The sequence below is a fragment of the Streptomyces sp. NPDC002328 genome (assembly GCF_042890065.1).
GTDB lineage: Bacteria > Actinomycetota > Actinomycetes > Streptomycetales > Streptomycetaceae > Streptomyces.
The window spans coordinates 141,790-161,405 of sequence record NZ_JBIARQ010000013.1; the positions used below are offsets into that span (position 1 = coordinate 141,790).

Annotated in this window: 18 protein-coding genes; 9 read left to right on the forward strand and 9 right to left on the reverse strand. The window is 73.0% G+C overall.

Going from position 1 to position 19,616, the window contains the following annotated elements; all coding sequences use genetic code 11:
- Positions 1-58: 58 nt before the first annotated feature.
- Complete coding sequence (locus tag ACFYX4_RS28535) at positions 59-1,309, reverse strand: MFS transporter (RefSeq protein ID WP_389339282.1); 1,251 nt, start codon at positions 1,307-1,309, stop codon at positions 59-61.
- A 97-nt stretch (positions 1,310-1,406) separates the two neighbouring features.
- Between ACFYX4_RS28535 and ACFYX4_RS28540 the strand changes: the two genes are divergently transcribed.
- Both ACFYX4_RS28540 and ACFYX4_RS28545 read left to right on the forward strand, forming a co-directional pair.
- A complete protein-coding gene (locus ACFYX4_RS28540) occupies positions 1,407-2,024 on the forward strand; it encodes a TetR family transcriptional regulator (protein ID WP_389339284.1) in 618 nt (205 codons plus the stop codon).
- 240 nt (positions 2,025-2,264) lie between these two features.
- Complete coding sequence (locus ACFYX4_RS28545) at positions 2,265-3,044, forward strand: beta-glucanase (RefSeq protein WP_389339286.1); 780 nt, start codon at positions 2,265-2,267, stop codon at positions 3,042-3,044.
- Positions 3,045-3,086: 42 nt separating this feature from the next.
- Here ACFYX4_RS28545 and ACFYX4_RS28550 read toward each other — a convergent pair whose 3' ends face one another.
- Positions 3,087-5,045: a hypothetical protein gene (locus ACFYX4_RS28550; protein WP_389339288.1), complete on the reverse strand. Its 1,959-nt coding sequence runs from the start codon at positions 5,043-5,045 to the stop codon at positions 3,087-3,089.
- Positions 5,046-5,164: 119 nt separating this feature from the next.
- Here ACFYX4_RS28550 and ACFYX4_RS28555 point away from each other — a divergent pair, with 119 nt between their 5' ends.
- Positions 5,165-6,109 (forward strand): RNA polymerase sigma-70 factor, encoded by a 945-nt coding sequence (locus ACFYX4_RS28555; protein ID WP_389339290.1) that lies wholly within the window; start codon positions 5,165-5,167, stop codon positions 6,107-6,109.
- A gap of 164 nt (positions 6,110-6,273) precedes the next feature.
- A complete protein-coding gene (locus tag ACFYX4_RS28560) occupies positions 6,274-7,506 on the forward strand; it encodes an NAD(P)/FAD-dependent oxidoreductase (RefSeq protein WP_389339292.1) in 1,233 nt (410 codons plus the stop codon).
- Positions 7,507-7,920: 414 nt separating this feature from the next.
- Here ACFYX4_RS28560 and ACFYX4_RS28565 read toward each other — a convergent pair whose 3' ends face one another.
- Together ACFYX4_RS28565 and ACFYX4_RS28570 are read right to left on the reverse strand one after the other, a co-directional pair.
- Positions 7,921-8,475, reverse strand: a complete 555-nt coding sequence (locus ACFYX4_RS28565; RefSeq protein ID WP_389339294.1) for a DoxX family protein — start codon at positions 8,473-8,475, stop codon at positions 7,921-7,923.
- 102 nt (positions 8,476-8,577) lie between these two features.
- Positions 8,578-9,639 carry an ABC transporter permease gene (locus ACFYX4_RS28570; protein WP_389339296.1) on the reverse strand — a complete coding sequence of 354 codons (1,062 nt, stop codon included), beginning with the start codon at positions 9,637-9,639 and terminating at the stop codon, positions 8,578-8,580.
- A gap of 147 nt (positions 9,640-9,786) precedes the next feature.
- On the opposite strand from ACFYX4_RS28570, the gene ACFYX4_RS28575 reads away from it, so the two are divergent.
- A complete protein-coding gene (locus ACFYX4_RS28575; RefSeq protein WP_389339298.1) occupies positions 9,787-10,110 on the forward strand; it encodes a hypothetical protein in 324 nt (107 codons plus the stop codon).
- Between the two features lie 30 nt (positions 10,111-10,140).
- On the opposite strand, the gene ACFYX4_RS28580 is transcribed toward ACFYX4_RS28575, so the two are convergent.
- Positions 10,141-10,782 carry a TetR/AcrR family transcriptional regulator gene (locus tag ACFYX4_RS28580; RefSeq protein ID WP_389339300.1) on the reverse strand — a complete coding sequence of 214 codons (642 nt, stop codon included), beginning with the start codon at positions 10,780-10,782 and terminating at the stop codon, positions 10,141-10,143.
- A gap of 158 nt (positions 10,783-10,940) precedes the next feature.
- On the opposite strand from ACFYX4_RS28580, the gene ACFYX4_RS28585 reads away from it, so the two are divergent.
- The 3 genes from ACFYX4_RS28585 (at position 10,941) to ACFYX4_RS28595 (ending at position 13,830) form a co-directional block, all read left to right on the forward strand.
- Positions 10,941-11,960: an aldo/keto reductase gene (locus tag ACFYX4_RS28585; protein WP_389339302.1), complete on the forward strand. Its 1,020-nt coding sequence runs from the start codon at positions 10,941-10,943 to the stop codon at positions 11,958-11,960.
- A 186-nt stretch (positions 11,961-12,146) separates the two neighbouring features.
- Positions 12,147-12,998: an aldo/keto reductase gene (locus ACFYX4_RS28590; RefSeq protein WP_389339304.1), complete on the forward strand. Its 852-nt coding sequence runs from the start codon at positions 12,147-12,149 to the stop codon at positions 12,996-12,998.
- A 46-nt stretch (positions 12,999-13,044) separates the two neighbouring features.
- Entirely contained in the window at positions 13,045-13,830 is a 786-nt protein-coding gene (locus ACFYX4_RS28595; protein WP_389339306.1) for a GNAT family N-acetyltransferase, read from the forward strand.
- A gap of 132 nt (positions 13,831-13,962) precedes the next feature.
- Here the strand turns inward: ACFYX4_RS28595 and ACFYX4_RS28600 are convergent, their stop codons facing one another.
- Together ACFYX4_RS28600 and ACFYX4_RS28605 are read right to left on the reverse strand one after the other, a co-directional pair.
- On the reverse strand, positions 13,963-14,403 hold the full coding sequence (locus ACFYX4_RS28600) for an SPW repeat protein (protein WP_389339308.1): 441 nt from the start codon (positions 14,401-14,403) through the stop codon (positions 13,963-13,965).
- An 89-nt stretch (positions 14,404-14,492) separates the two neighbouring features.
- A complete protein-coding gene (locus tag ACFYX4_RS28605; RefSeq protein ID WP_389339310.1) occupies positions 14,493-15,116 on the reverse strand; it encodes a sigma-70 family RNA polymerase sigma factor in 624 nt (207 codons plus the stop codon).
- Positions 15,117-15,258: 142 nt separating this feature from the next.
- Here ACFYX4_RS28605 and ACFYX4_RS28610 point away from each other — a divergent pair, with 142 nt between their 5' ends.
- Positions 15,259-16,434 carry a MerR family transcriptional regulator gene (locus ACFYX4_RS28610; protein WP_389339312.1) on the forward strand — a complete coding sequence of 392 codons (1,176 nt, stop codon included), beginning with the start codon at positions 15,259-15,261 and terminating at the stop codon, positions 16,432-16,434.
- A 58-nt stretch (positions 16,435-16,492) separates the two neighbouring features.
- Here ACFYX4_RS28610 and ACFYX4_RS28615 read toward each other — a convergent pair whose 3' ends face one another.
- Complete coding sequence (locus tag ACFYX4_RS28615; protein ID WP_389339314.1) at positions 16,493-17,857, reverse strand: cryptochrome/photolyase family protein; 1,365 nt, start codon at positions 17,855-17,857, stop codon at positions 16,493-16,495.
- Between the two features lie 199 nt (positions 17,858-18,056).
- Positions 18,057-19,577 carry an SDR family oxidoreductase gene (locus tag ACFYX4_RS28620; RefSeq protein WP_389339316.1) on the reverse strand — a complete coding sequence of 507 codons (1,521 nt, stop codon included), beginning with the start codon at positions 19,575-19,577 and terminating at the stop codon, positions 18,057-18,059.
- Positions 19,578-19,616: the final 39 nt, after the last annotated feature.

Genomic DNA, 19,616 nt, shown 5'->3' on the forward strand with positions numbered 1-19,616 from the left:
GCCACCAGCCTGGCCATGGCCCGCAGCTTGGCGAAGTACGAGGCGCACTTCCGACGCCTCACCGTGAGACGCGCTCCGGTGCCGGCCGGGTCTCCCGACCGCCGTGCTCCCTGCGGCGGCCGAACGGGCACGCGGCGAGGGCGAGTAGCGCGGCCAGTGCGACGAGAGCGCAGACGGCGCCCCAGCCCCACTGGACGTAGGCGCGGGTGCCGAGCCACGAGCCCGCGCTGCCGCCGAGGAACGCACAGGTCATGTAGCCGGTGTTCAGGCGGCTGCGGGCTTCCGGGCGCAGTGCGAAGATACGGGCCTGGTTGGCGACTTGGCCGCACTGCACCGCCACGTCCAGCAGAAGCAGTCCCGCCGCCAGAGCCGACAGCCCCACCGCTCCACCCACCGAGCCGGCGGTGAGCACCGCCGCCGCGGCGAGTGCCGTCAGCACGCACCACAGGTTCACCCGGTCGGCGCCGAGCCGGTCCACCCAGCGTCCTGCCGCCGGCGCGCAGAACATGCTGGCTGCCCCGATCAGGGCGAGCAGCCCCACGGCCTGTGCGCCCATGCCGTAGCGGGGTCCGGTCATCAGGAGAGCCAACGCCGTCCAGACCGCGCTGAATCCGCAGAAGACGGTGACCTGGAAGAGCACGGAACGCCGCAACTCCCGCTCGTCACGCAGCATCCGCAGTGTGTCGACGATCAGCGTCGGATAACGGTCGTGCACCGCAGGGGAGTTGCCCGGAAGGGCGAGGCCGAGGACGACGGCGAGCAGTCCGGTGAGCACGGCGGCCACGAGGTACGGGGCGCGCCAGCCCAGGTGCTCGCCCAGCACGCCGCCGAAGGTGCGGGCCAGCAGGATGCCCCCGATCAGACCCGCCTGAAGGGTGCCGATCACATTGCCGCGCCGGTCGGCGTCGACGAGACCCGCCGCCATGGGCAGCAGAAGCTGCGGAACCACGGTCGCCACGCCCACCACGGCGCCGGCCGCGAGCAGCAGGCCGGTGGCCGGGGCGAGACCGGCGGCGAGGAGGGCGAGGCCGGTCGTCGCGAGCAGCCCGGTGATCAGCGGGCGGCGGGGGAGGCGGTCGCCGAGCGGCACCAGCAGGAAGATTCCGGCGGCGTAGCCGAGCTGGGTCACCGTGGCCGTGGTCGCCGCCGTGCCCGAGGAGACGCCGAGGCCGTCGGCGATGAGCGGGGTGACGGCCTGCGGGAAGTAGACGTTGGCGACACCGACTCCGCAGGCCAGTGCCATCAGCAGGGGCAGTTTGCGTCCCACGGCAGTGGGCGTCGCCGACGTGGGCCGGTCGTTCCGGGGCATCACTCGTCTCCAACCGAACGAACTGGATGGTTCGCTTTCGAGGCTGACACGGTGCCCTTCGATTCGTCAAACGAACCAGTTCGTTACCCTGGGATGCATGGCATACGACTCCACGGCGACCAAAGAACGCATCCTCGCGGCGGCTACCGCGGAGTTCGCCGCGCACGGCGTCGCCGGGGCCCGGGTGGACCGTATCGCCGCCCAGGCCAAGGCCAACAAGCGGGCGATCTATGACTACTTCGGGGACAAGAGCAAGCTCTTCGCCGTCGTCCTCGAGCGGGCGCTGGCCGAGCTCGCCGACGCCGTCCCGCCCAGCGGCGACCTGCCCGGCTACGCCGAGAACCTCTTCGACTACCACCGCGCCCACCCCGAGGCCCTGCGGCTGGTGATGTGGGAGGCCCTTGAGGTCGGAGACCGGCCCGTCCCGGCGGAGGAGGCCCGGACCCGTCACTACCAGGACAAGATCCGTGCAGCGGCATCCGGTGATTCCGGTGATTCCGGCGGATCCGATGAGTCCGGCGAGTTCGGCGGGCAGGGCGGCGACGCGCGGACCCGCGTGTTCTTCACCCTCGCGCTCGCCGGCTGGAGCATCGCCATGCCGCAGCTGCGGCGCATGGTCCTCGGTCCCGATTACAGCCTCGACGACCTCCGCGCGGACGTCGCCCGGTCCGTACGGGCCCTGTCGGCGACGGGAGGCGCGTCCGGGGAGGAGTAGCGGTGGGATGCGGGACGGTCGACGGCGGTCGACCTCGGTCCGGCTGCCGCCCGGCCCCGCTCCCCGTCGATCACACCGTCAACTCCCCGCGCTGTTTTCCCAGGTGAGCCTGCCGTTGCAGGCCCTTCACCCGCGCGGGTGAAACATGGGTCGACTGTTGTCGTGCGCCGCATGGCCGAGGTGTGCCGGGGGAGAACTTCGGTGTGATATACGGCACTTCATGACATAGGGAGCCCGCGGATGAGCGCAGTCGTCTTCACCGCTGATTTCGCCTCCGACCGTCAGTGGGTCGCGGGGCGCTCCTGGGCCTATCCGAACGGCGGCCCCACCAACCGCAACGACAACAAACTCGACTACCTGACCGCGGATCCGTCGTACTCCCGCACCGGCCGGTTCAGAGCCACGCGCAGAGCCGACGGCCTGTGGACAGCGGGTCTGCTGACCACCGAGGGCAGCGCCGGGGGCTTCATGGTCCGCACCGGGGACCGTCTGGAGGCCAGGGTGCGCCTGCCCACCGAAGTGGGCGCCTGGCCGGCGATCTGGACCTGGCGGGACGGCGGCAACGAGGTGGACGTGTTCGAGTACCACCCCGACAACCCCGACCTGCTGGAGTTCACCAACCACGTACGGGGCACGAACCGTTACGTGCGCGACGCGGCCGTCCGCCCCGGCGCCCTGGTCGATCTGAGCGTTTCGTTCGGCAGGCGCAGCGTGGTGTGGTCGCTGAACGGCAGGCGGGTCTTCGCCGACGGGCAGGGCGTCGGACGCGAATGGCGCGCCTACCTCATCGTCAATCTCTCGGTGTGCGCGGGCCGTTACCACCCGGCACCAGCCCCTGGCGCCACCGAGATGTCGTACGAGGTGAAGAGCCTGGTGGTGTACCGCACGGTGGACCAGTACCAAGTTCCTGAGCCTGAGGGGGACTTGGCGGCGTCGGAGGCGGTGGCGGAGTCGGAGCCGGGTCCTGGGTCGGACCCGGTGCTGGAGCCGGATTCGGGGTCTCCGCAGGGCGCATCCTGATCCACCGGCGAGGAAGACAGGGGGCCCTCATCCGGCCGCCCGTCAGGCGGTCGGCCCCTTCCCGCGGCGTGTCAACTCCCAAGCCTGCGCGAACAGTTCGGGGAGTGTGTCGGGAAGGAGGTCGAAGGCTTTCACCTCGCTGCCGTCGGCGCTCAACTCCGCGCCGATCAGCGGCGCCTTCCACGACTCCATGGGCGGCAACGGCTTCTTGGCGTGTGCCCACGGGCCGGGCAGGAAGAGGGTGCGTCCCGCGCGGGGCCGGCGGTCCTCCACCGCCAGACCGCGTGACACCAGTTCCGCCGCAGCCGCCTTGTGGCGGGCAGGCGTCCAGGCGTTCCAGCGTCGCACGTCCCGGTCCGACGGCTTGGGCAGCAGCAGGAGTTGGAGATAGAGGGCGGCGGCGTCCTCGGTCAGGTCGAGGGTGGCGACGACGTCGGCGACCAGGTCGGGGACGCAGGCGCGCGGATCGGACTCGTAGCGGCCCGGGGGAAGGTCGTCGGCGGTGATGCGGGCCATGACGCGGTCGCAGGCGCCGTCCATGAGCCAGTCCCAGCGGATGCTGCCGCGGTTGCCGCGCATCACGGCCCCGCGCAGCAGGTGGGCCCGCGACTCGCGGTAGCCGAACACCTTGCGGAGATGGCGGACGGCCTCCGGCGCGCCGGCGCGTACCGGGTCGCCGGCGGGGAGGTCGGCGTACGCCCACGACAGGCCGGCGAAGAGCGCGGCTATGACGGTCTCGGCGTCGTACCCGCTCATGACGTCCCACGCGGTGCGCAGCTGGCGATGCTCGGGCGGGCAGGGCCAGACCCGCAGGTAGAAGCCCGGCGGGAGCGTGGCCCGCGCCGGGTCGAGGAACAGGTGGCACAGATGGGTCGCCGGCATCCGCGTCTGAAGAGCGACCGCGGCCTGCCAGGTGCTCCACGGCGGGTGCGGACGCGCCCCGTGCTGCTCGGCCCACGCCTCGGCGATGCGCTCCGCGACCCGGCCGAGCCCGCCCGGCTCCCACAGGTCTGCGGGGTCCGTCGGCATCACGTCGGCGAGCAGGGCGAGCCGGTCGTCGTCGTGGAGCATGGACAACTCCTCCCGTGCCGCTTCGAGTTCACCGACCTTGAAACCGAGCACGGCGCGCTCGTGCTCGTCGAGAAACGGCATGTAGTAGCCGCCCGCACCGGGATTTCCCGCCAGGACGAGCGCCGCGGCGGGCCGGCTCAGACCGGTCGCCTCGCTCAGGGCGAGGGCTGCCTCCGCGTCCCAGGCGACGGGGCCGCGTTCCCGGACCAGCTCTACCAGGCGCAGCAACTGCCACGCGTCGCCCCAACCGCGGTGACAGTCAACGACGTAGAGCGGTTCCTCAGGACGGGAGACGGTCTCGCAGCCGGGCCGCACGGCCTCGAAATACCTGGTCATGTGCCCGGCCGGCAGGTGCAGGCCGCTCGACACGCCACGGTCGTCGCGGACGGTGAACGAGGTCGTCCCGGAGAGCCGGCCCACCCGGAAGCGGTAGGCCGGGTCCGCGAACGGCGTCCGCGCCCACATCTCCAGGAAGTCGAGCAACGCTTCGCGGCGCACCGGCCTGGTCGCGGGAGCGGCCGCACGCAACGCGAGCGCGCCCATGCGCCCTATGAGCTCCGTCCAACTGCCCGCCGCGGGCGGCCGTGCCTCCCGCTCGCCGGGCTCGGGCGTCCAACTGCCCTCGATATAGCGGCCGAAGAGGGCGATCTCGGCGAAGGAGCCCTCGTTCCAGCTGCCCCACGCGCCGACGAGCCCCTGAAGCGCGCCGGTCACGTCGGTTCTGCTCCAGCTGCGGGAGGCTGGGGGCGCGGCTGTGTCGATCTCGTTCATGCCCCAGATGATGACGGACGCCACTGACAACGGGGCGCGGGGATCCACGACTTGTGCGGCCTCGCGCAGCACGACCTCGCACAGCACGGTCCCGCACAGCACGACCTCGCACAGCACGGTCCCGCACAGCACGACCTCGCACAGCACGGCCTCCCACATGCCCGGCCTCGCATGGCACCGTCTCCCACATGCCCGGCCTCGCACGGCCCGCCCCCGCACAGGCCCGGACCGGCCACGTGCCGCGCGTGCCGTCGCCCCGGGCGGCTAGGATCCGGACCATGCCGCTGACCATGACCGACGTGGACCGGTTCGAGGCCGCGAGGCCCCGCCTGGAGGCCATCGCCTACCGCCTCCTCGGCTCCGCGAGCGAGGCCGAGGACGCCGCGCAGGAGACGTTCCTGCGCTGGCAGGCCGCCGACGTCGAGCGCATCGACGTCCCCGAGGCCTGGCTGACGAAGGTGCTCACCAACCTGTGCCTCAACCAGCTCGGCTCGGCCCGCGCGCGCCGCGAGACCTACGTGGGCCAGTGGCTCCCCGAGCCGCTGCTCGACGGGGACCGGATGCTCGGCCCGGCCGCCACCGCCGAGCAGCGCGAGTCCGTCTCGTACGCGGTCCTCACCCTCATGGAACGGCTGACTCCGAACGAGCGCGCGGTGTACGTGCTGCGGGAGGCCTTCGACTACGCGCACCGGGAGATCGCCGAGATCCTCGACCTCAGCGAGGCCGCCAGCCAGCAGATCTTCCACCGGGCCAAGAAGCATATCGCGGAGGGAAGGGCCCGCGCCGAGGTCGACCAGGCCACCGCCCGGCGGATCGTCGAGGAGTTCCTGACGGCCGCCACCAGCGGGCGGACCGAGCCGCTCGTGCGGCTGCTCACCGCCGACGCCATCGCGGTCGGCGACGGCGGCGGGAAGGTTCCGGCCCGGGCCAGGGCGTTCGAGGGTGCCGTCGCGGTCGCCAAGTTCATGCGCGGCCTGTTCAAGCCCACGGAGTCCAAGCGCACCCTCGTCGGCGGCTCGCCCGGCGTGTACGTCACGACCGCCAACGGCGGACCCGCCGTCGTGGCGGTCCTCGACGGCAGGGTCATCGGCGTCATGTGCCTGGAGATCGGCGCCGAGGGCATCGTCGCCTTCCGCAACCAGGTCAACCCCGACAAGCTCGAACGCGCGACCGAGGCATGGGCGGCCGTCGATCACGGCGAGCCCTTGCTCAGCATGTTCTGAGTTCCGCCCGTTGCGACGGCCTGATTTTTCGGGGAAGGTTCGACACTGCCGTTGATGTGACCTGCTTCACATCGTGTTCCTGTCAGGAAACCGGGGGCTGCCCGGTTCAGGAGGCGAAACCGCGCAAGACCCAAGGGCGGACCCGCGCAGACAGGAGCAGACTCATGAAGCACCGCATCATCGTCCTCGGCGCCGGATACACCGGAGCCGTCGCGGCCGGCCGGATCGCCAAGCGGCTGCACCGTGACGACGTCGACATCACCCTCGTCAACGCCGAGCCCGACTTCGTCGAGCGCGTCCGGATGCACCAGGTCGCGGTCGGCCAGAACCTGAAGCCGCGGCCCTTCAGCGAGATGTTCGCGGGCACCGGCGTCGAGCTGAGGCTCGCGCGGGTGAACAGCGTCGACGTCGACCGCAGGACCGTCTCCGTCGTCGACGCGAACGGCGGCGCGAACGGTGACTCGAACGGTGACGCCGAGGAACTGGAGTACGACACCCTCGTGTACGCCCTCGGCAGCGGCTGGAACGACCTGGGCGTCCCCGGAGTCGCCGAGCACGCCTACGAGATCGCCGGCCGGCCCGGAGCGCTCCGGCTGCGCGAACGCTTGGCCGCGCTGAGCGCCGGACAGCCCGTGGTCGTCGTCGGCGGCGGACTCACCGGTGTGGAGGCCGCGACCGAGATCGCCGAGGCCCGCCCGGACCTCGCCGTCGCCCTCGTCGCCCGCGGCGGCCTCGGCGACTGGCTCTCCGACAAGGGCCGCGCGCATCTGCGGAAGGTCACCGACAAGCTCGGCATCACCGTGCACGAGCACGCCGCGGTCACCGGCGTCGAGGCCGACCGTGTCACCTTCGCCGACGGCGAGACCGTCCCGGCGGCGGTCACCGTGTGGACCGCCGGCTTCGCCGTCCACCCGATCGCGCAGGCCACCACCCTGGACGTCACCGGCACGGGCCAGATCGTGGTCGACCGGACCATGCGCTCGGTCTCGCACCCGGACGTCTACGCCATCGGTGACGCGGCCATGGCGATGGGCCCCGGCGACAAGCCGCTGCGGATGGCGTGCGCCTCGGGCGTCCCCGCCGCCTGGCAGGCCGCCGACGCCATCGCGGCCCGTCTGGTCGGCAGGAAGGTGCCGAGCACCTCGATCCGCTACTTCAACCAGTGCATCTCGCTGGGCCGCGGGGAAGGCCTGATCCAGTACGTCACCGCCGACGACCGAGCCGTCAACGCGGCTCTGACCGGCCGGCTCGCCGCGCTCTACAAGGAAGTGGTCTGCAAGGGCGCGGCCTGGGGCGTCGCCAACCCGACCATGGGCCTGCCGACGCGCCGCCGCCGCGTGGTCGCTGCGCGGGAGGCGGTGGTCCCTAGCGGCTCGGCTGCCGAGGCGACCGTCTGAGGAGTGCGCCGAGGCGGGGAGGGTGCGCGCGGCGCAGGGGGACGGGAGCGGCGTTTCGCCGGGGACACCGCCCAGACCCGCATCCCCCTCGCCCCTCTCCCTCTCTCCCCTCCGGGCCGGATCACGCACGGGTCTCCCCTCCCGGCCGGATCAGGCACGGGCAGGGGGGGGGGGGGGGGGCGGCGCCCGCCCCCCCCCGCCCCCCCCCCCCCCCCCCCCCCCCCCCCCCCCCCCCCCCCCCCCCCCCCCCCCCCCCCCCCCCGCCGGCCCCCCCCCCCCCCCCCCCCCCGCCCCCCCCCCCCCCGGCCGTTCTCATCGGTCGTACGGTCAGCGGGGAGCCCTTCGGTCAGTGGGGGAGCCGTGCGCGGACCGCCGTTCGGTCAGTGGGGGAGCCGCGCGCGGACCGCCGTTCGGTCAGTGGGGGAGCCGCGCGCGGGCCGCGCCGGCTTTGGCCGCGGGGCGGGCGGTGGCCCGTACCGACCGCTGGACCAGCCGGGCCTCCCGCCGGACGTGCCGGGCCTCCCGCCGGACCTCCCGCGCGGCGTGCCGCCCGCGCCACGCGAGGGACGGACTGCCCCCGGTGTCCGCGGCGGCGATCATCAGCCCGCCCAGCATGGACATGTTCTTCAGGAAGTGGATGCGCTGCTGGGCGCGCTCGTCCGGGTCCTCCGCCTCCCAGAACCGGTGGGCCGCCAGCGTCGTCGGCACCAGGGTGGCGGCGACGGCGAGCGCGGCCACCCTCGGGACACGCCCGGTGGCCAGCATCAGACCGGCCGCGACCTGCACGGCCCCGCTGAGCCGCACGACCTCCTCGGTCCGGTCGGGCAGGACCGTCACCCGGTCCGTGATGGGCCGGACGACGGACTCGGCGGTCGGGGCGACCTGCTCGGGTGCTCGAAGGGAGCCCAGACCGCCCGAGACGAACATCGAGGCGAGCAGGGGCCGACCGACCAGACGCAGCAGACTCATGGTCCTCTCCAGACAGCTTGACCGGCACAACAGGGTGGCGACCGGGTTCCCCGCCGAAGCGCACGTCACTCGGCGTTCGAGGAACTGAACTGTCCGGCGGGCTCAGGAAGCGGCGTGCGCGGGGCTCTTCTCCCGGCCGCCGGGGTGGCGGTGCCGCCAGATCCAGAACACCGCGCACGACACCAGCGCCCAGCCGGCGAGCACCAGAAACGGGAACGCGTGCTGGTGTCCGGCGAAGTACACGGCCGTGTGCTGGGCGTTCACCGAGGCGCCCGGCGGCAGCCACTGGCCGACGAGGCCCAGCGGGGACGGCAGCAGCGGCCACGACACCGCGCCGCCCGACGAGGGATTGCCCAGGAGGACCATCAGCCCCCAGGTCGGCAGCATCGCCCAGCGGCCCACGAGCGTGTTGAACATGGTGAAGACCATGCCGCTGGTGAACATCGTGAACGCCAGGATCAGCCACGACTCGACGAACGGCAGGTCCAGCGCGCCCAGCAGCCAGTCCACGGTCGCGGCGATGGCGAAGCCGCCGAGCAGGGAATAACCGACGGTGAAGGCGATGCGTTCGAGCGGGGTGAGGGCGCGGGCGTGCACGCTGAGCTGGATCGCGCCGACGAAGCCGATGATCACGGCGGCGAGGGAGACGTAGAAGATCGCCAGCCCGCGGGGGTCGCCCTCCTGGAGCGGGTTGACGTCCCGGACGGCGACCGCGACGCCCGTCTCCTTCCCCACGGCGGGGGCCGTCTTCGCCAGCACCTCGGCCACCGAGGCCCCGGAGGCCGAGGAGAGGTCCAGCACGACGGAACGCCCCTCGTCGCGCACGTCGAGGATCGCGAAGTCGCGCTGCTCCTCCACCGCGGTACGGGCCTCGGCCGGCGTGTCGTAGACATGGACCCGCACACCGGCGTTCAGCGCCTTCTCCATGCCGTCGACGAACGTCCGGCCGAGGGGCTCGTCGGAGGCGCCGGTCACCGCGACGGGGATGGAGTGGGGAGTCGGCTTGGCCATGGAGTAGGTGTACGAGCCCGCGAAGAGGGCCGCCGCGGCCGTGAGGATCAGCACGAGCACGGACGCCGGCAGCAGCGGCGACTCCTTGAACCGGGCCCGTCGCTCCGCGGGCGTCGGCGACTTCGCGTGACTTCCGTGTGCCGAGTCGGACATGCGTTTCACGGTAGTCCCGTGACCCGTGAGACGGCCGCGCCGGAGTCCCCACGGCGCGGCGACGCTGCCGCACGACCGTCCGGAGCCGCCTCTGGAAACCCTCAAGTCGCTGGGCGGAGGCGTCACATGGAGGCCACGATGATCGACATGACACGAAACCGGAAGCACGACGTGGTCATGGTCATCCGGGACACGGACCTCGTCGCCGAGGCCCTGCGCCGGGCGCTGGCCGACGCCTCCCCCGAGGACCGGCCGGGCCTGGAACGCGCCGCCGCCCTGGTCGAGTCCACCGCGGCCACCAGCGAAGCCCGCCTGCGCGCCCACTGGGTCCACACCCGCCTGGCCGCCGTCGGCTTCACCGGAGACATCGGCTCGATCGCAGCAGTAAAGGCCCTCCGCAAGGCAGAACCCACCCTGACCCTCCTGGCAGCAGCCCGACTCCAGAAGGAGGCATCGGCACACCCGGAGTGACCGCGAGCCCGTTCAGTCCGCCCAGCCCGTTCAATCCCCTAGGCGCAGTCCCGCGATCAGGAGTTCCACCAAGTGGCGGGCGTCGTAGTGGGGGTCGTTGTCCGCGCCGATGCACAGGTTGCCGACGCCGCGCATCAGGGCGTACGCGTCGATGTCGGAGCGGATCTCGCCGGCCGTCGTCGCGGCGTCGAGGAGGTGGGCGCAGGTGGGGACGAGGCGGTTCAGGAAGTAGGCGTGGAGCGCCTCGAAGCCGGGGTCGTCGGAGTGCAGCACGCCGGCGAGGCCGTGCTTGGTGACCAGGAAGTCGACGAAGAGGCCGATCCACCGGCCCAGCGCGGCGTGCGGGGTCGCCTCCGTCGTCAGGAGGGCCGGACCGGCCTCGGCGCAGGCGTCCACCTGGTGCCGGTAGACGGCGATGATGAGGTCCGCGCGCGTGGGGAAGTGCCGGTAGATGGTGCCCACGCCGACACCGGCCTCGGCCGCGATGTCCCGCACCGGCGCCTCCACGCCCGACCTGACGAACACCGCGGCCGCCGCGTCGAGCAGCGTCTGCTTGTTGCGGCGGGCGTCCTTGCGCTTGGGCTCGGCCGCGCGCGTCCCGTGCGTCGCCGTACGTCCCGCGCCCGCGCCCTCGGCTTCGTCGCAGCCGTCGCCGCCGTCGCCGTCGTTCATCGTGCAGCACCTTCCGTCGATCAGGCTTGCTAAGCGGAACAGTGTTCCGTATCGTCATTTCCGGAACGGGGTTCCGTTTCTGCCGCCGCTCATGATGTCAGAGCGGGCGGCTCCCAGCCAATGTCCCAGCCGACCCCCTTCGACGGAGGAACACGGTCATGCAGTACCGCACCTTGGGCCGCACCGGTGTGCAGGTCAGCTCGCTCGCACTCGGCGCGATGAACTTCGGCCGGATCGGACGCACCACCCAGGACGAGGCCGCCGCCCTCGTCGACGCCGCCCTGGAAGCGGGCGTCAACCTCATCGACACCGCCGACATGTACAGCGCCGGCGAGTCGGAGGAGATGGTCGGCAAGGCCATCGCCGGCCGCCGCGACGACATCGTGCTCGCCACGAAGGCGGCGATGCCCATGGGCGACGAACGCAACCACCGCGGCGGCTCCCGCCGTTGGCTGGTCACCGCGCTGGACGACAGCCTGCGCCGGCTCGGCGTCGACCACGTCGACCTCTACCAGATCCACCGGTGGGACCCCACCACCGCCGACGAGGAGACCCTCTCCGCGCTGACCGACCTGCAACGCGCGGGAAAGATCCGCTACTTCGGCTCCTCCACCTTCCCGGCCCACCGCATCGTCCAGGCCCAGTGGGCCGCCCGCGAACACCGGCTGAGCCGTTACGTCACCGAACAGCCCAGCTACTCGATCCTCCAACGCGGCGTCGAGACGGCCGTGTTGCCCGTGACACAGGAGTACGGGCTCGGCGTGCTGGTGTGGAGCCCGCTCGCCTCGGGCTGGCTCTCCGGCGCGATCCGCGCCGGCCAGGAGGTCACCACCAGCCGCTCCGCGTTCATGCCGGAACGCTTCGACACCGCCCTGCCCCACAACAAGGCCCGCCTCGACGCCGTGGAGAAGCTGGCCGAGGTCGCCGACCAGGCCGGCCTGACCATGATCCAGCTGGCGCTCGGCTTCGTGACCGCGCACCCCGGCGTCACCAGCGCCCTCATCGGCCCCCGCACCCTCGACCACCTCGAGGCACAGCTCGCCGCCGCCGACACCGTCCTGCCCGCCGACGTCCTCGACGCGATCGACGCCGTCGTCGCCCCGGGCGCCGACCTCGCCCCGCACGAGAAGTTCGACACCCCGCCCGCCCTCCTCGACCCGTCCCTGCGCCGCCGCTGACCGCTGATCCGCCGGTGACCCGCCGCTGACAGGCGCTGCCCACCGCTGCCCCGCCGGGGAACGTCTCGCGCGTCTGAACCGCGAACGTCGTGGAACCCGGGTGGGGCTCCACCGCTCGACCGGAGCGCGACCCGGCACCGCGTCGGCGCCAGAAGGGCGAGGGGCCCCGCACGGAAGGGCAGCACCATGCAGACCGTCACCCTCACCGACGGCGTCGAGATGCCGATCCTCGGCTTCGGCGTCTACCAGATCCCCCCGGAGCGGACCGAGCAGGCCGTCACCGACGCCCTCGCCGCCGGCTACCGCTCGCTCGACACCGCCGCCGCCTACCAGAACGAGGAAGCCGTCGGCCGGGCGATCCGGCGCAGCGGCATCCCGCGCGAGGAACTGTTCGTCACCACCAAACTGTGGATCCAGGACGCGCCCGCCGGGGAGAACGCCAAGCGCGCCTTCGGCGTCTCGCTGGACAAGCTCGGCCTGGACCACGTCGACCTCTATCTGATCCACCAGCCCTACGGCGACGTGTACAGCGAGTGGCGCGCCCTGGAGGACCTGCACCGGGAGGGCCGCGCCAGGGCCGTCGGGGTCTCCAACTTCTACTCCGACCGGCTCGTCGACCTGATCGACAACAACGAGGTCCCGCCCGCCGTCAACCAGATCGAGACCCACCCGTTCTTCCAGCGCACCGCCGACCAGGAACTCATGCGCGAACTGGGCGTGCGCATCGAGTCCTGGGGGCCCTTCGCCGAGGGCCGGAACGACCTCTTCACACATCCCGTCCTCAGCGGGATCGCCGGGCAGCACGGCAGGTCGGTGGCGCAGGTCGTGCTCCGCTGGCTCGTCCAGCGGGAGGTCGTCGTCATCCCCAAGTCGGTCCGCGCCGACCGGATGCGGGAGAACATCGACGTCTTCGACTTCGCCCTCACCGACGACGAGATGGCGTCGATCGCCGCGCTCGACACCGGCCGGTCCCAGTTCTTCGACCACCGCGACCCGGTCATGGTCGGCCGCCTGGGCAAGGTCCGCATCCCCGACTGACGGTAATTGCGTTGAGGGGACGGGACCGAGCTGCTGAAGTGGGCGTATGGATCATGCCGCGGTACTCGCCCTGTACGACCGGGACATGCGCGAAGGCGCCCGCCCCGACAGCCCCGACGCCCGGGTCGAGCGCGCCGGGAGGGTGGTCCGGCAGATCGCCTCCGTCGGCGGTTGGAACGGCGTCCTGTGGTCCGACCTGGACCCCGCGGACCCGGCGGGCGCCGACGCGGTGATCGCCGAGCAGATCGCCTGCTTCACTGCTCTCGGCCGGGAGTTCGAGTGGAAGCAGTACGCTCACGACCGCCCGGCCGACCTCGGACCACGGCTCGCGGCGGCCGGGTTCACGGCCGAGCCGGAGGAGACCCTGATGATCGGCGAGACCGCCGCGCAGCTCGTCGACGTCGAGCCGCCCGAGGGGGTGCGCATCGTCCCCGTCACCGACCGGGCCGGCGTGGACCTCATGGTCGAGGCCAACGAGAAGGCGTTCGGCAGGGACGGCGGATGGCTGCGGGACCTGGTGCTCGGCCGGCTCGCCTCCGCCCCGGACGACATCGTCGCCGTCGTCGCCCTCGCCGGTGACGAGCCGGTGAGCTCGGCCCGGATGGAACTGATCCCGGGGACACGGTTCGCCGGCCTGTGGGGCGGCGGCACCGCCCCGGCCTGGCGCGGCAAGGGCGTATACCGCGCCCTCATCGCCCACCGCGCCCGTATCGCCGCCGAGCGCGGCTACCGCTACCTCCAGGTCGACGCCACCGACCAGAGCCGCCCCATCCTGGAACGCCTCGGCTTCGCCGCGCTCACCACGACGACGCCGTACGTCTACAAGCCTTAGGTCGTACGCCCGTAAGCCTCACGTCACGCCCGTAAGCCTCAGGTCGTCCGTCCGCGAGCCTCGGGCCGGTGACGCGGCTCGGCCGGTCCGCGGCCTCGCGGACCGGCCGAGCCGCCTTCCTTCCTGGGGGGGCTACGACCTGGGGACGCTCTTCGCCGCCGTCCCGGCGCACATCAGCCCGAGGATCAGGGCCAGGGCGCCGATGACGATGTTGTTCACCACCACACCGGCGTCCGGGCTGGAGCCCACGACCCACGGGGCGATGATCATCCAGACGCCCAGCGCGCACATGGCCCAGCTCAGCCCGTACATCCGGGCGGGAGCCGCCGTGAACCCGAGCGCCAGCAGGCCGATCGCCACGCCGATGATCAGGTTGTGCGTCGCGAGCGCGGGCTGACCTGCGCTGTAGTGGACTATCCACGGGGACGCCGCGCAGTACAGACCGAGCAGGAACACCGGTCCGTCGACGAGCGCCACATCACGGCCACCGAGCATGCGGTCGTAGCGCGTCCGCATCTCGGAGACGTCCGGGTGAGTCGACATGTCGCCTCTCGTGGGCGAGACGTTGGCCATGACTCGTCTCCTTTGACTTGCAGGCCTGACCGCGTCTGGTGCGGGGTGCGGTAAGCGCCGCGCATGCCCATTCTGCGCTTATTCGGCCTTTATGTGTAGCTTCGGTCCCACGTCTCCGGGTCCAGTCGCCGGCGCAGTTGGTGCATGCCCCGCCGGGCGTGGCTCTTGACCGTCCCCAGCGGCCAGCCGGTGCGCGCCGCGATCTGCGTCTGGGTGAGATCCTCGTAGAACGTCAGCCGCAGCACGTGCCGTTGGGGCGCGGGGAGCCGGGCGAGTTCGCTGCGGAGCAGCACACGGTCGAGCGAGGTCTCGGGACGGCCGCGGGCGGGGTCGACGAGGGCGAGGATCGCGCCCGCCGAGACGACGAGATCACGGCGGCGGGTCCGGGCTGCGAGCGCGTCGGCGATCTTGCGGCGGGTGATGCCGACGATCCAGCCGGCGAACGTGCCGCGCTCGGGCCGGTAGCCGGCCCGGCCGCGCCAGACGCCCAGGAACACCTGCTGGGTGACGTCCTCGGCCTCCTTCGCGTCCCCCAGCGAGCGCCAGGCCAGCGTGTGCACCAGGGTGGACCAGCGGCGGTACGCCACCGTCAGACAGCTCTCGTCGCCGGCGACGAGACGCCGGGCCACCTCCTCGTCCGGCAGCGGTTCCCCGGCGGGCGCCTGTTCGGCGAGGGGCCCCGGTGCGGCCGGGGCGCTCGGCTGCAGGGTCATGGCGACGGCTCCTCACATGTCGGGCGGCCTGACGCGAGGCCGGTGCGAACGTCAACCGGGGACGGGCCCCGATGCCGCCATCGTGCGAACCGATGCGGGAACGACTCAACATGCGTCGTTCGTGCGTCGTATCGTCGGGAGCATGAGCACCGCCCCGACGACCTCCGACGACACCGGTCTGACGACGGGAGCGCTGGCCCGCCGACTGGGCGTCGCGCCCACCACGCTGCGCTCCTGGGACCGCCGCTACGGCATCGGTCCCGCCGTCCGCGCCGACGGCCGGCACCGCCGCTGGCGAGCGGACGACGTGGCCGTGCTGGAGGCGATGTGCCGGCTCACGTCCGCGGGGGTGCCGCCCGCGGAGGCGGCGCGGGCGGCGAAGGACGGGGGCCCGGCGACCGGCAGCCCGCCGACCGGGACTCCGCCGACGAGTCCGCCGACCGGGAGTCCGGCGACCGGGAGTCCGGAGACCGGCAGCCCGGCGACCGGGAGTCCGGCGACCGGCAGCCTGCCGACCGGGACTCCGGAGACCGGCAGCCTGCCGAGCGGGATTCCGGCGACCGGGATTCCGGCGACCGGGAGTCCGCCGGCCGGCACCACGTCCGCCGGTCCGCCCCTCAAGCCCGTCGGCCGATCGCGCGCGGCCGGCGCACTCCCGCTCGGCGGGGACGCGCGCCAGGAGTGCCGGGGGCTCGCCCGCGCCGCCGTACGGCTCGACGCGCCGGCCGTGGAGGACCAGTTGGGCGAGGCCGTCGAACGGCACGGGCTGATCGTCGCCTGGCAGGAGGTGATGGTGCCGACCCTGCACGCCGTGGGCCGCAAGTGGGCGTCGTCCGGGGACCGTTACGTCGAGGTCGAGCACCTGCTGTCCTGGCACGTCTCCACCACCCTGCGCCGCGCCACCCGGCCGCTCGGACGGGGGGAGCGGACCGTCGCGCCGGGGGCGGTGATGCTGGCCTGCGTGCCCGGCGAACAGCACACGCTGCCGCTGGAGGCGCTCAACGCCGGGCTCGCCCGACTCGGCGTCCCCGCCCGGATGTTCGGCGCCGCCGTGCCCGCGGAGGCGCTGACGGCGGCGGTACGGCGGCTGGGCCCGGCCGCGGTGGTCCTGTGGGCCCAGTCCCGCTCCACGGCGAGCACGGCCCTCGCCCGCCACCTCGCGGACGCCCGCTGGGGCGTGAGCGGCGCCCGGCGCAGCCCCATGGTGGTGCTCGGCGGCCCCGGCTGGGCGGGCCGCACCACCCCGGGCATGCCCCGCCCCACGGGACTGAACGAGGCCCTGGCCCTCTTGTCGGACCTCCGCCCGGGAAACGGATGATGACGACCCGTCAACTCGGTCCGTCAACTCCGTTGCATATCAGTAATGTTGGCCCATGTCAGTCCCGTTCGCGTGCGCGCCTGAAGCGGGCCAGCCCCTCCGCCAGTTCGATCAGTGGATCGGGGTAGTCGAGCGTCGCCCGCTCCAACTCCGGTAGTTTCCAGGGCTCGTGGACCGCCGCGCCCTCGATCCGGGCCAGTTCGGGCACCCAGCGGCGCACGTACGTGCCGTGCGGGTCGTACCGCTTCGCCTGGATGACCGGGTTGAGGACCCGGTTGGGGCGGGTGTCGGTGCCGGTGCCCGCCACCCACTGCCAGTTGAGCTGGTTGTTGGCCACGTCCCCGTCGACCAGCAGTTGAAGGAAGTGCCGCGCGCCGATGCGCCAGTCCACGTACAGCGTCTTGACCAGGAAGCTCGCGGTCAGCAGCCGGCCCCGGTTGTGCATCCAGCCCTCGTGCCGCAGCTGCCGCATCGCCGCGTCCACCACCGGATAGCCGGTACGGCCCTCGCGCCACGCCTCGATGTCCTCCCGCGCGGTGCGCTCCGTACGCCAACGGTCGTGCCGCGTGCGGTAGTCGGCGGTGGACGCGTCCGGGCGGGCCGCCAGCAGCTGACGGTGGAAGTCGCGCCAGGCGACCTGCCGTACGAACGCCCCGGCACCGGGGCCGCCCGCCGCGCGCGCCCGGTGCACGACCTCCACCGCGGAGACGGTGCCGAAGTGCAGATGCGGCGAGAGCCGTGAGGTCGCGTCGCCTGCCAGGTCGTCGTGCCGGTCCTCGTACGCGGCGATCCCGTGCCGCAGCCAGGCCGTCAGCCGCCGGCGGCCCTCCGTCTCGCCGCCCGGCGCCAGACCCGCCGAGATCCCCTTGTACGAGGGCGGTTCCTCCGAGCCGACGCCGTCCGGGACGCGCACGGTCCGCGGCGCGCCGAGCGCGTCCCGCAGCCGCTTCTGCGACCAGTGCCGGTAGTACGGCGTGAACACGGCGAAGTGGTCCGAGCCCGACGGGGTGAGCACGCCGGGCGTGACGGCGGTCGTCACCGCGTCGTGCACGTGCAGCCGTACGCCCTCCGCCTCCAGGGCCCGCCGGAGCCGCTCCTCCCGGCGCTTGGCGTACGCGCTCACGTCGGCCGACATGTGCACCTCGTCCGCGCCCGCCTCGGCGGCTGCCCGGCACACCTCCCGGACCAGCTCCCCGGAGCGGACGACCAGCCGCCCGCCCCGCTCGCGCAGCCCCGCGTCCAGGTCCCGCAGACAGTCGGCGAGGAACGCCAGCCGGTTCGGGACGGCGAACCCGGCGGCGTCCACGGCCCGGTCGCGCACGAACAACGGCACCACCTCGCGCGCTCCGTCGAGCGCCGCGTGCAGCGGCGGATGGTCGTGCAGACGCAGGTCCGAGGTGAACAGGACGACCGAGACGTTCATGACGCTGACTCCGGGTGAGGTGATCGGGCCATCTGGTGCTTCCGCCGCGGCGCGTCCGGCGGATGCACGCCGACGGGACACCACCCGTGTGGGTGACGGGGTCCGTACGGGAGACCCTCAAGGCCTCACACCGCCCACACCGCCCTCACCGCCCTCACCGCCCTCACCGCCCTCACCGCACGCACCGCCCGCACCCCGCTCACCGCACCGCCTCCCGCTCCGGTGACTCCGTCGCCGCCGTCCGGGCGATGTTGCGGGCCATGCCGCCGAACACCACCGCGTGGAACGGCGAGACGCCCCACCAGTACGCCTGGCCGAGCAGCCCGTGCGGATGGAACAGCGCGCGCTGCCGGTACCGGGTGCCGCCGGCGTCGTCCGTCTCCGCGTGCATCTCCAGCCAGGCCAGACCCGGCAGCCGCATCTCGGCACGCAGCCGCAGCAGCCGGCCGGGCTCGATCTCCTCGACGCGCCAGAAGTCGAGCGAGTCCCCGACCCGCAGCCGCGCCGCGTCCCGCCGCCCCCGGCGCAGCCCGACCCCGCCGACCAACCGGTCCAGCCGGCCCCGTACCGCCCAGGCGAGCGGGAAGGAGTACCAGCCGTTGTCGCCGCCGATGCTCTCGATCACCCGCCACAGCGCCTCGCGGGAGGCGTCGACGGGCAGTTCGCGCTCGTCGGTGTACAGGCTGCCGCCGGCCCAGTCGGGGTCGGTGGGCAGCGGGTCGCTGGGCGCGCCGGGGAGGGAGGCGGAGGACCAGCGGGTGGTGACCTGGGCGTCCCGCACCTTCTTCAGGGCCAGCCGCACCGCTTCGTCGAAGCCGACCGGATGCCCCGGCGGATCCGGCACGTAGCGTGCGATGTCGTGCTCGCGGCAGACGACCTCGTGCCGCAGCGACTCGGTCAGCGGCCGGGCGATCGAGGCGGGCACCGGCGTCACCAGCCCCACCCAGTGGCTGGACAGGCGGGGCGTCAGCACCGGCACGGGGACGATGATCCGCCGGGGCAGGTCCGCCACGGCGGCGTAACGGGCCATCATCTCGCGGTAGGTCAGGACGTCCGGCCCGCCGATGTCGAACGTCCTGTTGACGTCCGCCGGCATCCCCGCGCTGCCGACGAGGGCCCGGAGCACGTCCCGCACCGCGACCGGCTGGATCCGGGTGCTCACCCAGCTCGGGGTGACCATGACGGGGAGGCGCTCGGTGAGGTAGCGCAGCATCTCGAAGGAGGCCGAGCCGGAGCCGATGACGACCGCCGCCCGCAGCACGGTGGCCGGCACACCGCAGTCCAGCAGGATGCGGCCGACCTCGGCACGCGAGCGCAGATGCGGCGACAGCTCCCGCTCCGGCACGCCCGACGGGGTGAGGCCGCCGAGGTAGACGATCCGGCGCACGCCGGCGGCGCGGGCCCGCTCCCCGAAGATCCGCGCGGCCCGCCGGTCGGTCTCCTCGAAGTCCTCGCCGGTGCCCAGCGCGTGCACCAGGTAGTACGCGACGTCCACGCCGCGCATCGCCTCCCCGACCGAGGCGGCGTCGGTCACGTCCCCGCGCACCACCTCGGCCCGGCCGGCCCACTCGTGGTCGCGCAGCCGATGCGGCGAACGGGCCAGGCAGCGCACCCGCAGGCCCGCCGCGAGCAGCTCGGGGACGAGTCGGCCGCCGATGTAGCCCGTGGCTCCGGTCACCAGGCAGAGCGGCGCTTCGGCGCCGCGGCCGTCTGCGGTCATGGGTTCTCGGTCCTCCGTGTCGACGGTCCCCCCGGATAT

Bases quoted from the DNA above. Each gene is read 5' to 3' on its own strand.
- ACFYX4_RS28560 (WP_389339292.1), top strand. From the start codon at position 6,274: ATGAAGCACCGCATCATCGTCCTCGGCGCCGGATACACCGGAGCCGTC.
- ACFYX4_RS28610 (WP_389339312.1), top strand. From the start codon at position 15,259: ATGAGCACCGCCCCGACGACCTCCGACGACACCGGTCTGACGACGGGA.
- ACFYX4_RS28540 (WP_389339284.1), top strand. From the start codon at position 1,407: ATGGCATACGACTCCACGGCGACCAAAGAACGCATCCTCGCGGCGGCT.
- ACFYX4_RS28580 (WP_389339300.1), bottom strand. From the start codon at position 10,782: ATGAACGACGGCGACGGCGGCGACGGCTGCGACGAAGCCGAGGGCGCG.
- ACFYX4_RS28550 (WP_389339288.1), bottom strand. From the start codon at position 5,045: ATGTGGGAGGCCGTGCTGTGCGAGGTCGTGCTGTGCGGGACCGTGCTG.
- ACFYX4_RS28615 (WP_389339314.1), bottom strand. From the start codon at position 17,857: ATGAACGTCTCGGTCGTCCTGTTCACCTCGGACCTGCGTCTGCACGAC.
- ACFYX4_RS28590 (WP_389339304.1), top strand. From the start codon at position 12,147: ATGCAGACCGTCACCCTCACCGACGGCGTCGAGATGCCGATCCTCGGC.
- ACFYX4_RS28600 (WP_389339308.1), bottom strand. From the start codon at position 14,403: ATGGCCAACGTCTCGCCCACGAGAGGCGACATGTCGACTCACCCGGAC.
- ACFYX4_RS28545 (WP_389339286.1), top strand. From the start codon at position 2,265: ATGAGCGCAGTCGTCTTCACCGCTGATTTCGCCTCCGACCGTCAGTGG.
- ACFYX4_RS28555 (WP_389339290.1), top strand. From the start codon at position 5,165: ATGCCGCTGACCATGACCGACGTGGACCGGTTCGAGGCCGCGAGGCCC.
- ACFYX4_RS28535 (WP_389339282.1), bottom strand. From the start codon at position 1,309: ATGCCCCGGAACGACCGGCCCACGTCGGCGACGCCCACTGCCGTGGGA.
- ACFYX4_RS28620 (WP_389339316.1), bottom strand. From the start codon at position 19,577: ATGACCGCAGACGGCCGCGGCGCCGAAGCGCCGCTCTGCCTGGTGACC.
- ACFYX4_RS28570 (WP_389339296.1), bottom strand. From the start codon at position 9,639: ATGTCCGACTCGGCACACGGAAGTCACGCGAAGTCGCCGACGCCCGCG.
- ACFYX4_RS28595 (WP_389339306.1), top strand. From the start codon at position 13,045: ATGGATCATGCCGCGGTACTCGCCCTGTACGACCGGGACATGCGCGAA.
- ACFYX4_RS28565 (WP_389339294.1), bottom strand. From the start codon at position 8,475: ATGAGTCTGCTGCGTCTGGTCGGTCGGCCCCTGCTCGCCTCGATGTTC.
- ACFYX4_RS28575 (WP_389339298.1), top strand. From the start codon at position 9,787: ATGACACGAAACCGGAAGCACGACGTGGTCATGGTCATCCGGGACACG.
- ACFYX4_RS28605 (WP_389339310.1), bottom strand. From the start codon at position 15,116: ATGACCCTGCAGCCGAGCGCCCCGGCCGCACCGGGGCCCCTCGCCGAA.
- ACFYX4_RS28585 (WP_389339302.1), top strand. From the start codon at position 10,941: ATGCAGTACCGCACCTTGGGCCGCACCGGTGTGCAGGTCAGCTCGCTC.